Source organism: Clostridioides sp. ES-S-0054-01 (assembly GCA_021561035.1).
In the GTDB taxonomy this organism is placed as follows: domain Bacteria; phylum Bacillota; class Clostridia; order Peptostreptococcales; family Peptostreptococcaceae; genus Clostridioides.
Genome location: CP067346.1, coordinates 2612652 through 2626763 on the forward strand (window position 1 = coordinate 2612652; position 14112 = coordinate 2626763).

10 protein-coding genes are annotated in these 14112 nt (G+C 27.6%); 1 reads left to right on the forward strand and 9 read right to left on the reverse strand.

Annotated features, from left to right (window positions below):
- Positions 1-67 precede the first annotated feature (67 nt).
- Positions 68-1402 carry a CoA-disulfide reductase gene (locus JJC02_12300; protein UDN53683.1) on the reverse strand — a complete coding sequence of 445 codons (1335 nt, stop codon included), beginning with the start codon at positions 1400-1402 and terminating at the stop codon, positions 68-70.
- 339 nt (positions 1403-1741) lie between these two features.
- On the opposite strand from JJC02_12300, the gene JJC02_12305 reads away from it, so the two are divergent.
- Positions 1742-3130 (forward strand): cation:dicarboxylase symporter family transporter, encoded by a 1389-nt coding sequence (locus JJC02_12305; protein UDN53684.1) that lies wholly within the window; start codon positions 1742-1744, stop codon positions 3128-3130.
- A gap of 80 nt (positions 3131-3210) precedes the next feature.
- Here the strand turns inward: JJC02_12305 and JJC02_12310 are convergent, their stop codons facing one another.
- The 8 genes from JJC02_12310 to JJC02_12345 form a co-directional block, all read right to left on the reverse strand.
- Positions 3211-4419, reverse strand: a complete 1209-nt coding sequence (locus JJC02_12310; protein UDN53685.1) for a hypothetical protein — start codon at positions 4417-4419, stop codon at positions 3211-3213.
- A gap of 15 nt (positions 4420-4434) precedes the next feature.
- The gene (locus JJC02_12315; protein UDN53686.1) at positions 4435-5853 is read right to left on the reverse strand and encodes an MBOAT family protein; all 1419 of its coding nucleotides are present in this window, start codon (positions 5851-5853) and stop codon (positions 4435-4437) included.
- 17 nt (positions 5854-5870) lie between these two features.
- Complete coding sequence (locus tag JJC02_12320; protein ID UDN53687.1) at positions 5871-6986, reverse strand: hypothetical protein; 1116 nt, start codon at positions 6984-6986, stop codon at positions 5871-5873.
- Entirely contained in the window at positions 6958-9264 is a 2307-nt protein-coding gene (locus JJC02_12325) for a glycosyltransferase (GenBank protein UDN53688.1), read from the reverse strand. The genes JJC02_12320 and JJC02_12325 overlap by 29 nt, the downstream gene beginning before the upstream one ends.
- Positions 9265-9268: 4 nt before the next feature.
- Entirely contained in the window at positions 9269-10249 is a 981-nt protein-coding gene (locus tag JJC02_12330; GenBank protein ID UDN53689.1) for a glycoside hydrolase family 5 protein, read from the reverse strand.
- Between the two features lie 305 nt (positions 10250-10554).
- Positions 10555-12303 carry a DUF4091 domain-containing protein gene (locus JJC02_12335; protein UDN53690.1) on the reverse strand — a complete coding sequence of 583 codons (1749 nt, stop codon included), beginning with the start codon at positions 12301-12303 and terminating at the stop codon, positions 10555-10557.
- 56 nt (positions 12304-12359) lie between these two features.
- Positions 12360-13169 (reverse strand): carbohydrate ABC transporter permease, encoded by an 810-nt coding sequence (locus tag JJC02_12340; protein UDN53691.1) that lies wholly within the window; start codon positions 13167-13169, stop codon positions 12360-12362.
- Between the two features lie 15 nt (positions 13170-13184).
- Positions 13185-14102, reverse strand: coding sequence for a sugar ABC transporter permease (locus JJC02_12345; GenBank protein ID UDN53692.1), 918 nt, complete (start codon positions 14100-14102; stop codon positions 13185-13187).
- Between the last annotated feature and the right edge of the window lie 10 nt (positions 14103-14112).

Consider the following 14112-nt stretch of genomic DNA (forward strand, 5'->3'; position numbering starts at 1 on the left):
AAAAATATTTTAGGCAAATTCATTCCTTTAATTGCTTGCAACTATATTAACTATAATCTAAATACTATTATTTAGATACATTTCCAGCTACATTTAAAACATCCCATGTTCTTGCAAATGGTGGAGCATAACACAAATCTAACATTCCAAGTTGCTTTGTAGTCATTTTTCCAAAGATAGCAGCTGCCAATACATTTGCTCTTTGTACAGCATCCTTAAAACCTGCCACTTGTCCACCTAAAATAACTTTTGTATCTGCATCATAAATAAGCTTTACATATATTTTATTTCTTCCTGGGTAATAATGAGTTTGATTATAGTCAGAAATAAATTTAGATTTGACATTTATGCCTAAATCTTTAGCTTGTCTTTCTGTAATTCCAGTTGAAGCAGCTTCCATATCCATAATCTTTATACAACTTGAAGATAGTGAACCTTGATAAGAAACTTCTCTTCCTGCTAGGTTTTCTCCTACTATCCTACCCAATTTATTAGCTCCAGTAGCTAAAGGCACATATACATTTTCATTACTTACTATATTTTTTATAGTTGCACAATCTCCAGCAGAGTATATATCCTCTACAGAAGTTCTTCCATACTCATCAACCACTATAGCCCCATTTTTTAGCATTTTTATATTAGTATTTAACAAAAACTCTGTATTAGGTCTTACACCAGTAGCAATTATTACTACATCTGTATCTATTTCGCCTTTATTTGTTATAACTTTTTGTACTTTATCTTCTCCATACAGTTCTACAACCATTTCATCCAAGTGCAGTTTAACATTATGTCTATTTATTTCTTCTTCTAATACATCTGTAATTTCCTTATCAAATACTTGTGGTAATATTCTATCTTCCAACTGAATTACATGTACATCTTTACCTAATTTCTTACATGCCTCAACTGCTTCTAATCCTATAAAACCAGCACCTATTATTGTCACTCTTTTATTTTCTTCATTGCTTAAAAGTTTTTTTAAATATTCCCCATCATATAAACTTTTTAATGTGGAAACATTCTTCAATTCTAAATTTTTTATAGGAGGCATAATACTTCTTGCTCCTGTTGCTATCATCAATTTATCATAGTAATCTTCATATATTTCACCTGTTTTTATATTTTTTACTTTTATTTTCTTAGATTCACTATCAACCTCAATAACCTCTCTAAATATATTTAAATCAATCCCAGACTCTCTAAGTTTTTCAGGTGTTCTTGCTAATAAGTCATTAGCATCATCAAAAAATCCTCCAACAAAGTATGGTAATCCACAGGCACCAAAAGATACTATCTCTGTTTTTTCATAAACAACCACTTCATACTCAGGTTTTATTCTTTTTAATTTTGCTGCAGCACTCATACCAGCTGCAACACCACCAATTATTATTACTCTCATTTTATCTCTCCTTTGATGTCTAATTAATTTCTTTACTTATTTTGAGCTTTTCATTTGATATATATTCTATGTACACATCTTTATAATAAATCAAAGTTATTTTTTTAACATTTTTTTATTTGAAATCAAATTTTATAAAAGCTGTTTTATCTTTTCTTACCCTAAATTAAATTCTTTGACCATATATTATACCCTATTTTTCTGTATTTAATCACATTTCTGTAAATTAAATTAATTTATCCTATTTCAGTAAATTATGATATAATATTGACATTTTTTTAATATATTGATATTATTTAAGCTTAGAAAAATTTATTTTTAGATAAAGGAGAAAAAATATTGGAAAGTTCATTCTTATCACAATTTCTTATGATTACAGATTTTAAAACAATTTTTTTCATAATCTTGCTTCTAGGTACATTCTTTATTGTTAGACAATTTGAAAAGAAAAAAATTAAATTTTCATTGAGAACAATATATGCTACAATACTAGGACTTATATTAGGAATTATAATTCAAGCTTTTGCTGGTTTTCCTAATGATACAACTCAAGTCACTTGGCTACAAGAAGTAAGTAAATGGTATAGCCTATTTGGCTCTGGATTTATGGACTTATTAAAAATGTTAGTAGTACCTTTAGTTTTCTTATCTATCATAAAAGTAATTATTAATATGAAAGATAACAATCTTAAAACTCTGACATTTAAGTCTTTAGGTATGCTTCTTACTACTACTGCTATAGCTGCAATTGTTGGAATTGTCGTTGCAAATATAATGAAGTTAGGTGTAGGAGTCAATCTTCCTACTTTAGAAGTAAATCAAGAGCTTAAAGAAATAAATTCTCTTGTCGATACTTTAAGAGGATTACTACCATCTAATCCTGTAATGGCTATGGCAAATGGAAATATTGTAGCTACAATAATATTTGCTACATTTATAGCTACATCAATAAAGAGATTAAGTAAAAAACATTTTGAAACAATAAAACCATTTATAGATTTTATAGAAGCATCTTATAAAATAATTGTAAGTGTATCTATGACTGTTATTAAATTTATGCCCTATGCTGTTGTTGCTCTACTTGCAAACACAATAACTTCACAAGGTATTAACTCAATAGTATCTGTTTTACATTTTATATTGGCTCTTTATATATCAGTTGCAATATTGTTTGTTATACATTTAATTTTTATAACTTTAAATGGTTTAAATCCCATTAATTATATAAAAAATTCAATTGAAGCTCTACTTCTAGCATTTACTTCTCGTTCTAGTTTAGGAACATTGCCTGTGACTATAGAAAGTCTAGTACAAAATCACGGAGTTGATGAGGGTGTATCAAGCTTTACAGCAAGTTTAGGTGCAAATATGGGTATGAATGGTTGTGCAGGTATATATCCCGCTTTAATGGCTGTAACACTTGCTAATATGGCTGGTGTAAACATGGATATGAGCTTTTATGTTATGTTGTTAATAGTTATAACAATTAGTTCTTTTGGAATAGCAGGGCTTCCAGGAACTGCTACAATGGCAGTTTCAGTTGTTATATCTGGAGTGGGTCTTGGCTCTTATTTCCCATTAGTTGGTGGTATACTTGCAATAGACCCTATACTAGATATGGGACGTACAATGATAAATGTTAATGGTGCTATGATATCGTCAATCACTGTAGGAAAATCACTTGGAAAAGTCGATAAAGAAGTGTTTAACAAGAAAAATATTTCTTAAAATAAGTATAAAAATAAATGGCTAATTTTTAATCAGTTAGCCATTTATTTTTTATTTTATTAGAAAATTTATTGACACATTTATTCACAAAATGGAAAAAATTCTTTTACAAGATTCTGAGGATATACAGATATAAAAACAAAGTCGTAGTCTTGAGACTTTGCATATTCTAATATATCTCCATCATAATATCTAGGGTCTATCATATCTATATTTGAACAAACAGAGGAAAAGAATGCTGCTGTTGGTACGATTAAAGAGTCTTTAACAAATAGCACTTTTAATCCTTCTGGATTTTCTGTATTTTTTATTTTAACTAATGGTCTATTTCCCAATAAATATGTAAAATACTTGTCTGATTGAGCATTCATTAAATTAAGGTCTGCATTAAAAGGATATGATAATATCAAACTCTCTTCAAATCTTCCTTTTAATTCAAATTTCTGTGATTTAGAATCTGTATAATATGTATAATTGGTCTTAAATTTAGGATAAATTAATGTAAAATCATCTATCCCGCCATATAAAATACCAGTCTTCCTTCCCATAGAACCAAGAAATGACTTAGGGTATAGAATTGAATTATAATTTTCCTTATCTCTATAATAATGATTTTCATCTAAATTCATACTGTATTTTTTATTGAGTTGCTCAACTAACTCTCCAAAAGCCCAAAAAGAAGTTTCTACTTTCCAGTGATGGTCTGTTTTAAAAAATAAATCATCTTTTGGAATACCACTTTTTAAAATATTTTCCCTAAAATCAATATAGTCAACATTGTACTTTTTTAGTTGATTTAAAAAATTGTCTGCTGTCTCATTACTATAAGAATACGGTATGCCTTTTGGAAATTTTGTCACTCCTTTTATGTACTTATCTGGAGTCATTAAGTAAACTAATTTCGTGTTTTGTTTCTCCATTTCCTCAGAAAATTTTCTTACCCTATCTGCTAGTACACCAACTTGATTTGGAGATTTAGCAAAATACGTATAATGCATCTTACCAGAAGTATCCTTTACAACGCTAAACTTTGAAAATTCATTTTTACCCATTAGTTTTTGTAAATATCCATAAGTTTCAATAAATGTATTTTTATATATTACTTTATCATTTACGGTATTATCAATAGATGATATTGTCTCTTTTAAACTACTTCTCTCAGAAACTGAATTTTTTATTTCCTGTATCATATCTTTTCCAGAATACCAAATATTAAAGATAGAGAAAGCGAATAAAACAATTAAGAACATAATTGCAGTTATTAATCTTATTTTGAAAAATCTACTCATACTTTTCCTCCTCCATTAAAAATTAAAATAAATAAATGGATTATAGCTTCCAGTTACTAAATATGTCACAGAAATAAAGAACAATAAAATAGCTGAGATTGGATAAAATACATTAAATATCATACTACATCTAGCTTGTTCAACAACAAATTTATTGATTTTCTTCGCAATAGGTATACTAAAAATAAATGCAAACATAAAGAAAATCCAGTATTCTTTTAAAAACATATATGTATAATCACTCCATATAATTCCATTTCCTCCAAACATAGCTTTAAAATAATTATGTGCTTCTTTTAAATTGGGGGCTCTAAATAATACCCATCCAAAATTAACTGCTAATAAAGTATAAATATGTTTTATAAAATTGTGATTTTCAATCTTTTCAAACATTATAAAACGCTCTATAATTAAGAAAACAAAATTTAAAATTCCCCAAATTACAAATGTCCATTCTGCTCCATGCCATATTCCAGTAAATAACCATACTATAAACATGTTTCTAATCATAATATCTTTATTTGCTACTCTAGAACCTCCAAGTGGAAAGTATATATAGCTCTTAAACCACATTCCCAAAGAAATATGCCATCTTCTCCAAAACTCAGTGATTGATTTTGATATATATGGATAATTAAAGTTTTCTTCAAATTTAAAACCAAACATAAGACCTAATCCTATAGCCATATCTGAATAAGCAGAGAAATCAAAGAATATTTGCAGAGTATAAGCTATAGAACCAAGCCACGCAAGCGATACAGCTATTTCTCCTTGACTATTCATAGTATAAATATAATCTGCTACTATAGCCATGTTATTTGAAATTAATACTTTTTTGCCTAGACCTGTTATAAACCTACAAGTTCCAATAGAAAATTTATCCCACGTTTCTTTTCTATTAAGAATTTGCTCTGCCACACTTTCATATCTAACTATAGGACCTGCTATTAATTGTGGGAAAAAGGCTATATATAGTCCCACATAAAAAGGATTCTTTTGAACTTCTCCATGTCTACGATATACATCTATAACATAAGACATTCCTTGAAATGTAAAGAATGAAATTCCTATAGGTAGAACAATATTAGGTATAGTCAATTCAGTACTAATAAGTTCGCTAATATTTCTTAGTGCAAAAGCTAGGTATTTAAATATAAATAAAACTCCTATATTATATGCACACATTAAAAACAAAAAAATTTTTACTTTTATTTTACTTTCTCTATATCTATCTACTAGTAAACCAAATATATAATTCATTATTATAGAAGCTATCATAATAACAACAAACTTTGGTTCTCCCCAAGCATAAAAAAATAAACTAACAACAAGTAATATCATATTCTGTATCGTTCGATTAAACCTAAATACATAATATAATACCAAAGTTATTGGTAAAAAATAAAATAAAAAAATTAAGCTTGAAAATAACAAAATATAACCTCCTCTCTTTACTTAGTCTTTGATTTTTTTTTCCAATATAAGTATATTCCTAAAAACATTGCTACTAAAGACATAAATAAAATTCGAATAAGTGTTATAATATTATTCATAAAATTTATTTCTTTCATGTCTTGTACTGTCGGTGATTGCTCAGGAGATACTAATGTATATGGAACACCATCCTTATCCTTTTTATTAATACTCCAAGATTGAGTCAATGTTATTTTCTTTCCAATTTTAAACTTATCACCAACATTAACTTGTAAAATAATTTGTCCAGGTTTGGCTTTACTGTTTAATGTTAATTTACCTTTTTGAGATATAGTTATATTATCTTGTTTTTCCATAAGTGAATACTTGACATCTGAATTATTTTCAATCCCTAATACTTTGTACTGACTTATGCTCTGACCCAATACAGGTATTTGTACTTCTTCATCACCAGTTATTTTAGTATTATGTAAAGATTCTAATTGCTCTTGAGACAATAAGGATAACTTTCTTATAATAACAATATTATGTTCTTCATTAGATGGAATAAATGTAATCCCCCAACTAACAATATCTGAAAGTCTATTAAAATCTAATAACATATTATTTTTATCATTTATAAAACTATTAAAATTCACATAAATTTTTCCTTCAAATTCTCCTGGTACTTCTATACATCCATCTTTTATTTTATCTAAATAGATTATATTTTTATCTTCAAGAAAAACTTCACTACCTTCTTTTAACCTAAATTCAGTCATACTTTTACTTTGTATACTTAAATTTATTCGTTGAGAGCTTTTATTTTTATTTTGAATCTCAATATAAAAATTATGGTACATACTCCAATTTTCTTTTATATTTTGGTAAACATATAAATAACGTTCTTCATCATCTTTAGAACTATCTGTTTCTATTTTTATACCTTTATCTTCATGCGTAATTTTAGAACTTAAATTATTCTCTATCTTTTTAAAATATAAATCTAAATTTTTGTTACTTATTGCTAAACTTACAAAAGTAGCATTTATAAAAAAAATAAACACCAAAATAAAATATTTTAAAGAACAAAAAAATACTTTTAAAGTTTTCATTTCATCTCTCCTAAATATATTCCATGGGTTCAAACTCATCTGTACTTTTTTCTTTCTTTTTACTAGGTTTTGAAATAATAATTGTCTTATTTTGTAATATCCAATCCATCATCTCATCTCTTAAAAAGAAATTTTGCATTACACTATCAATGTTATTCACTTTATATAAAATACCTCTTTCATTAGTTTTACCCTCACATAAATTACATTCTAGGGCAATATTATCATTAATTTCTAATTCTATTTCTTTAGGATAAGTATTTATATTTTCAAAATTTAATAATACATATTGATAATTAAAATTTACTATTCTTAATTTACCTATATTTTTTATATCCATCTGAAAATTCATATTGATTCTTGGACTTCTTCGTGATAATGTTCTAGTTTTCTCGATACGTTTTTTTACATTAATTTGCAAATCATCAAAGAAACCTAGTTGATTAGATATTGTCATTGGTAAAGTAGGTATTCTATCATGAACAATACACATCCAGTTATCTATTTCACTATCTTCAATATGTGTAATATAAGCTGCATATTTCCATTTTGAATCCACTTCAACAACATTAACAATCTTTGCCTTCATATTAGCTATATACATTTCATTTCCTGATTTTTCTCTAAACTCTACCTCAAATTCCTCATCTGGAGAAATATATTCTGGATTTTCCAACAAAAATGCAAATCCACTTTCTGATATATCAATTGTTTTTGAAGAAAGAACATAAGAATTTTTCTTTAACTTAAAATCAATTTCAGCAATATAACGCTCAGACTTTCTTAACTGTTGTCTTCCTGATATAAATAATGTAGCCATAACAAGATTGAAAAAGTTTCCAATTAACCAAAATAGTACAACTGAATATGTCATTGAACTCATTTCAAATATTGCTATAAACATTTTTAAAATTCCTATTATAGATAACACTATATAAATAAAATAAGGTATTCCCTGTAAAAATTTATACATTTTACTTTCTTCTAATTTATTCTTATTTGTTACTGAAAATTTATTTTTGGATATTGCGAACGTTTCAAGTATTACTGCTGGCATCAAAGACTGAAACATTATAGTTTCATATATATTGCTCCATCTAGTATTTCTTATATTTTGAGAAAATATTTTAAGAGATAAACTACTTAAAATATACATTGGTAACCAAAACACCAATACTTGAAGTAATGTACATTTTACTACAATCACATTAAACACAGAAAACAAAATAGGTGCCATTATATATACAAAGCGTTTTATACTTGCATACCAATAAGTAATTGAAGAAATATAACTTATTTTCTGCCAAAATCCTAAACCTCTCCTAAACAAAATATTTAGACGTCTACCAGTTTGTATGCATCCACGTGCCCATCTTTCACGTTGCTTAATAAGACTTTTTAAATCAGTAGGAGATAAACCTGATGCATGTACTTCTGGAATAGCATAGCATCTATACCCCTTACTTTGAATTAAGATACCTGTTGCAAAATCTTCCGTAATAGAATAAGTGTAAAATCCATCAACTTCTTCCAGAGCTTCCCTTGAAATAACTGTATTACTACCACCATAAATTACAGAATTTGTCCTATTTCTAGCCAATTGAATATCTCTGTAAAAATAATCTTGCTCATTTGGAATTCTACCCTCAGAGTGCAGATTAAATTGAAACAAATCTGGATTATAAAAGCTCTGTGGGGTTTGTACAAAACCAACCTTTTCATACTCCTCTTTTTCTCCATCTTTCTTAGCCTGCTCATTTTTCAAAAAGTATGGTACTGTAGCAATCAAAAAATCATGCATTGGTATCATATCTGCATCAAATGTAGCAATCAAAGGGGAGTTTGTATGTTGCATTGCATTATTCAAATTTCCAGCTTTTGCTCCTTCTCTTTCTGTTCTAGTTATATAATTTACACCCATTTTTTCTGCTAGAATACGCATTTCTTCACGATTTCCATCATCACATACGTATATATGTACCTTTTTCTTATCTGGATATTGCATATGTATACATCCATTTATGGTTTTTCTCACCAAATCAACAGATTCATTATATGTTGCAATAAATACATCTACATGTGGATAAAGCTCTTCACTTATAATTGGTTTTTCAGGATACTCAATATTTGACATACCATAATAATGTACAAACATTTCCATCATGCCTATTATCTCTACAAAAAGCAGTATTATAGCACATATTAAGGCAAACATACCTTCTTCTTTAGGTACTGTATAAAAAATCCTCCAAAAAATATATATGATATTCGTAATAATAGTTAAAATTATAAGTATCTTTTTTGAATTTTTCTTCATAAAATCACCTCTTTTCTATTAATGCGTTTAATATATCTCTATCCCAAGTACCTTCAATTTGATTGTATATCCCAAATCCAGAAGCAAGTTCCCAATAAGCCCATGAAAAGTTTCGTTTTTCAGCTTCTTCTCTTACAGCTTTTATCCAAGCTTTTCTTGAAGCTTCTGGTGCCTCTTTTGTTATTCCAAATTCACCCAAAAAGACTTTTACTTTATTTTTATTTGCCCATTTTTCCACAGTATCAAACCTTTTCTTTAAATAATCCATTTGTTCATTTGTTCCTTCCCAAGTAATATTACTCAAGTGCTCAAATCCCTTATGATAGATATTTCCTTGAAATGCAAAATCATTTGGTTCATAATAGTGAAAAGAAACTATTATATTAGAATCTTTAGGAATATTTAATTCATTTAAATAATCAATTTGATAGAAATTATATGGTCCCACTATAAGTGTTCTTTTAGGATTAGTTTTTCTAATTATATTTATTGCTTCTTCAAGGTATTCATTTAGTAACTGTGAAGATAGATTTTCTTTAGGTTCATTTAATAATTCAAATACCAGTTTTTTATCATATTTTTGATACCTATTAGCTATCTGTTGCCATATTTTTAAAAACTCTTCTTTATGAACTCCTGGTTCTTTCATAATTTCCTCAAAATGATGTAAATCCAACACAACTATTAAGTCTTTATCCAATGCATAATTTACATATTCATCAATCTTTTTAAAAAATTCTTCGTCAATTTTAAAATCATTAGAATCTGACGTATAATCAGAAAACCTTACTGGTATACGTACTGTGTCAAAACCTGCATCTTTTATATCATCAAAAAACTTATTTGACATTTTTACATCCCAGGTAAAATCCTTAGGTGATTCTAGTGCATTACCTATATTTATCCCTCGTTGCATCTTAATTGTATCGCTGTTTCCTCTTATTACAAGATAAAATCCAATAAAAGCTATACTTAAAAAAAACATTATAATAATACCTATTCTTTTTATCTTACTCTCCTCCCAACAATATTGTCTTCCATATAATATTACTTAATCCCTATTATAACAAATTAAAGTACATCATGTTATATATAATTATTGTCATTTATAAACTTTATAGTGTTTATAATTGTTTTAAAACATTAAATACAACTAAAAAAACAAAAGGGTGTCTCAGAATAGGGATAAGCCTATTTTTCATTATTGAAATAATGAAAATATATTTTATTTCATACAAAAAGAGTGCCTCATGAACTAAAAAGTTCATTTTGAGGCACCCTTATGTTTTTTTATAATCTATCTAACAACTCTAATACATATTTTTTAACTTTATCATATGCACAATTATCTAGTGAGTATCCTAGTTCTATATCTCCAAAACCTTTAATCTCAGCATTTTCTTTTTTATTTAATAATTCTTGCATAATCTCAACTTCTATATACTCTCTTCCCTTTTCTTTTTCTAACATGGTAAATAGCTCAAAATCCTGTATCCCAAATCTTAAATTCTCCATTCTAACACTTCTAACTGGCTTTAAATCTTTTCCAGGATAAACAAAAAACATATCTCCAGCTTTCCAAATAGGGAATTTGTAACTTGAATCTTTCCAAGGGTCTTCTGTCCATAAATTATAGTCCCATCTTAAAAATCCATCAAGACCAAAATAATAAGTATACCATCCTATTATTCTATTTTCTACAAAAGGGGAACTTATAAAACTATTTGGTTTCTCTGGAAAACAGCATACAAACCAAGTCAATATTCCACCTTTGTCGTTGATTTTTTTCTTTAGATTTTCTATATCTTTATAATTTTGGATAGTAAGTTTTAAATTTATTGACATATCATCAATTTCATCTTTAGCTCTATCTAAAAAATTTTGGTCGTGAGTTGCTGATTTATATTTAACTCGATGAGTGCTTACAGTAGAATTTATAAATTCTATACACTCTTTGACTACTTCTGGATTATTTGGCTCATCAGCTATAATCCTTACTCTATCCCATAATCCACATTCTATTAAATGATTTAACACTAATCCTATATATTCTTTTAAATCATTTGTATTATTTATAAATTTAAATACTTTATCACTTTCATCAAAATATCTTACTCTTATAGGGTCCTTATAGCCTTCTACAGGGTTTCCAAACTCACCAGCACACCAATTACCTAATAGACCAAATAAATCTATCTCCTGAGCCATTTTATACTTATCAGCTATACTTATATACTTATCCATACTATCAAAGTTACATTTAATCTTTCCATCTAAACCTTTTGATACACTTACCATGTTATATTCATATAAGTTGGATGGATTTTTATAAACTTTATAACAACTTTGTCCTGCCCATGGATAATCTGAAACTATAACTGTTGCAACTTTTTCTCCTAAATAAGCCAGTTCTTTTAAATAGTTATCGATTATTTCAAAATGAATATCAGACCATAACTCAACTTTATACATTCTAGCTAAACAACTTGGATGTTGCCATAAATCTAAAAAGAATTTACTTTCATCCAAAGGCTTTAATACAACATTTTTTACCTCTACAGGAACATCAATTGTACAAACTTTTTCTTCATCTTCATATCCAAAGCTTTTAAATATATCAATACCTATATTAAAGTTATTTTTTTCAAAATCTTCTGGTACTTTACCTTCAATCCAAAATGTTTGAGGTAAATATTGCTCTACTAATATATCTTTGTCCCTTAAAATAGCATCATTTACAAATGCTTTTGTGTCATCTTGAACATATCCTAATATATTTATACTAAAATTATTTTCTAAGCTATTAGACACATTTAATGCTAATCTTACTCTATTTCCCAGACCTTTCCATGATATAGCATTGCTTTTATCAATTGTACAATTAAATTCTTCTGTTGCTTTTAGCATAATTTGAAATGCAAATTTTTCACCTTTAGCTACTACAATATCTAAATCCTTAGCTTCCCAAGTTTCAGATTCTATAACAGAATATTTATTGTGTTTGAATGTGCAATCTTTCAGCACATATGAAATTTCCATAGTTTAAATTCCTCCATATTTATACAATTTTATTCTATATTTTAAAATCGGACTATTTAACCTTTTATACCAGATAAAGACACTCCTTCAACAAATTTACTCTGTAAAATCAAATAGAAAATAAATGGAGGTAAAAATGTTATTGTCGCTCCTGCCATCATTTGTCCATAATTAGTTATCTGGAATGTTTTAAGAGTAGATAATCCAACTGTTAATGTTCTCATTGCATCTTTAGTTGTTGCTATAAGAGGCCACATAAACTCATTCCAAGCTCCCATAAAAGTAAATATTGCTAGTGTAATTAATGCCGGCTTAATTAGAGGTAATACTATTTGTATTAAAATCCTAAAATCTGAACAACCATCTATTTTTGCTGATTCTAATAGCTCTTTTGGTACTCCTAAAATAGCTTGCCTCATTATAAATACACCAAATGCAGTTGGTATTGGCATAATAAGTGCAAGATAACTATTTATCCATCCTAAGTGCTTCATTATTATATAAAGTGGTATCATTGTAACTTGAGATGGTATAATTAAAGTCATTATCATAAATAAGAATAACTTATCACTACCTTTAAAATCCATCTTCGCAAAAGAATATCCTGCTAATGTACTAAATACTAAATTTAATAATACACCTGAAAAAGATACTATCGCTGTATTTAAAAAATATTGTGCAAATCCTTTTTTAGTAAAGATATCTATATAGTTTTGAAGAGTTACTGTTGAAAAAGATATATCCAAACTATATGAGTTGTATGTTATCTTTAATGATATTATCAACATGTATATAAAAGGTACTAAACTTGCACATGCTATAAATAAAAGTAAACCATCACTCAATAATCTTCTTGTTGTTTTCATATTATACCTACCTTTCTAAAAATCTGAATTGTCTCGTTTTACAAGCTTGTTTTGTAAAATCGAAACTACTGCTATTAACAAAAACAATACGTTTGCTACAGTCATTGCATATCCAGAATTAAAGTTTTTAAAGTTTAAGTTAAATGCATGCATAACTATACTCATAGTAGATATACCTGGACCTCCACCTGTCACAGTATAAACTAAGTCAAATACTTGTAATGACCATATCGAACCTAAAAATACAACCATTATTGTAGTTGGTTTCAATAAAGGTACAGTTATTTTTATAAATTCTTGAAATTTTGTAGCTCCGTCAACCTTAGCCACTTCATAACAGTGCTTTGGTAAATTCATTATAGCTGAAATATAAATTACCATAAAATATCCTATATTTTTCCACATGGATATAAACATAAGCGTAGGTAATGCTGTCTTACTATCTCCTAAAAGTTTAGATGACTCTATTCCAAAAGTACCCAATATCTGATATATAATGGAACCTTCCCCATTCAATAAAGCCCTCCATACCATACCTATCAAAACCATAGATGATAATACTGGTATAAATATAGCACCTTTAGCAAATGAAGCTATTTTGCTACTTCCTTTTCCTGTAATCCAAACTGCCAAAATCAATGATAAGATAGTTTGGCAAGGTACTACAACAACAGTAAATTTAATAGTATTCATAATGGATACTTTTAATATTTCATCTGTAAATAATTTTTTATAGTTTTCTAAACCTATAAAGGTAGCTGGGCTAATAATATTATACTTTGTAAAACTAAAGTATATTGACATTATTATTGGTAGCACATAAAATGACACCAAAATTATTCCTAATGGCAATATATACATATACGGTTTAATATTTAATTTTATTTTTTTCCTTTTTGAATTCTCTTCAAAATCTCTAACTAAGTTTTCCATTTTATCCTCT

Coding starts and splice junctions, on each gene's coding strand:
- JJC02_12300 (UDN53683.1), bottom strand. CDS start 1,402: ATGAGAGTAATAATAATTGGTGGTGTTGCAGCTGGTATGAGTGCTGCA.
- JJC02_12310 (UDN53685.1), bottom strand. CDS start 4,419: ATGAGTAGATTTTTCAAAATAAGATTAATAACTGCAATTATGTTCTTA.
- JJC02_12320 (UDN53687.1), bottom strand. CDS start 6,986: ATGAGTTTGAACCCATGGAATATATTTAGGAGAGATGAAATGAAAACT.
- JJC02_12325 (UDN53688.1), bottom strand. CDS start 9,264: ATGAAGAAAAATTCAAAAAAGATACTTATAATTTTAACTATTATTACG.
- JJC02_12330 (UDN53689.1), bottom strand. CDS start 10,249: ATGTTTTTTTTAAGTATAGCTTTTATTGGATTTTATCTTGTAATAAGA.
- JJC02_12335 (UDN53690.1), bottom strand. CDS start 12,303: ATGGAAATTTCATATGTGCTGAAAGATTGCACATTCAAACACAATAAA.
- JJC02_12340 (UDN53691.1), bottom strand. CDS start 13,169: ATGAAAACAACAAGAAGATTATTGAGTGATGGTTTACTTTTATTTATA.
- JJC02_12345 (UDN53692.1), bottom strand. CDS start 14,102: ATGGAAAACTTAGTTAGAGATTTTGAAGAGAATTCAAAAAGGAAAAAA.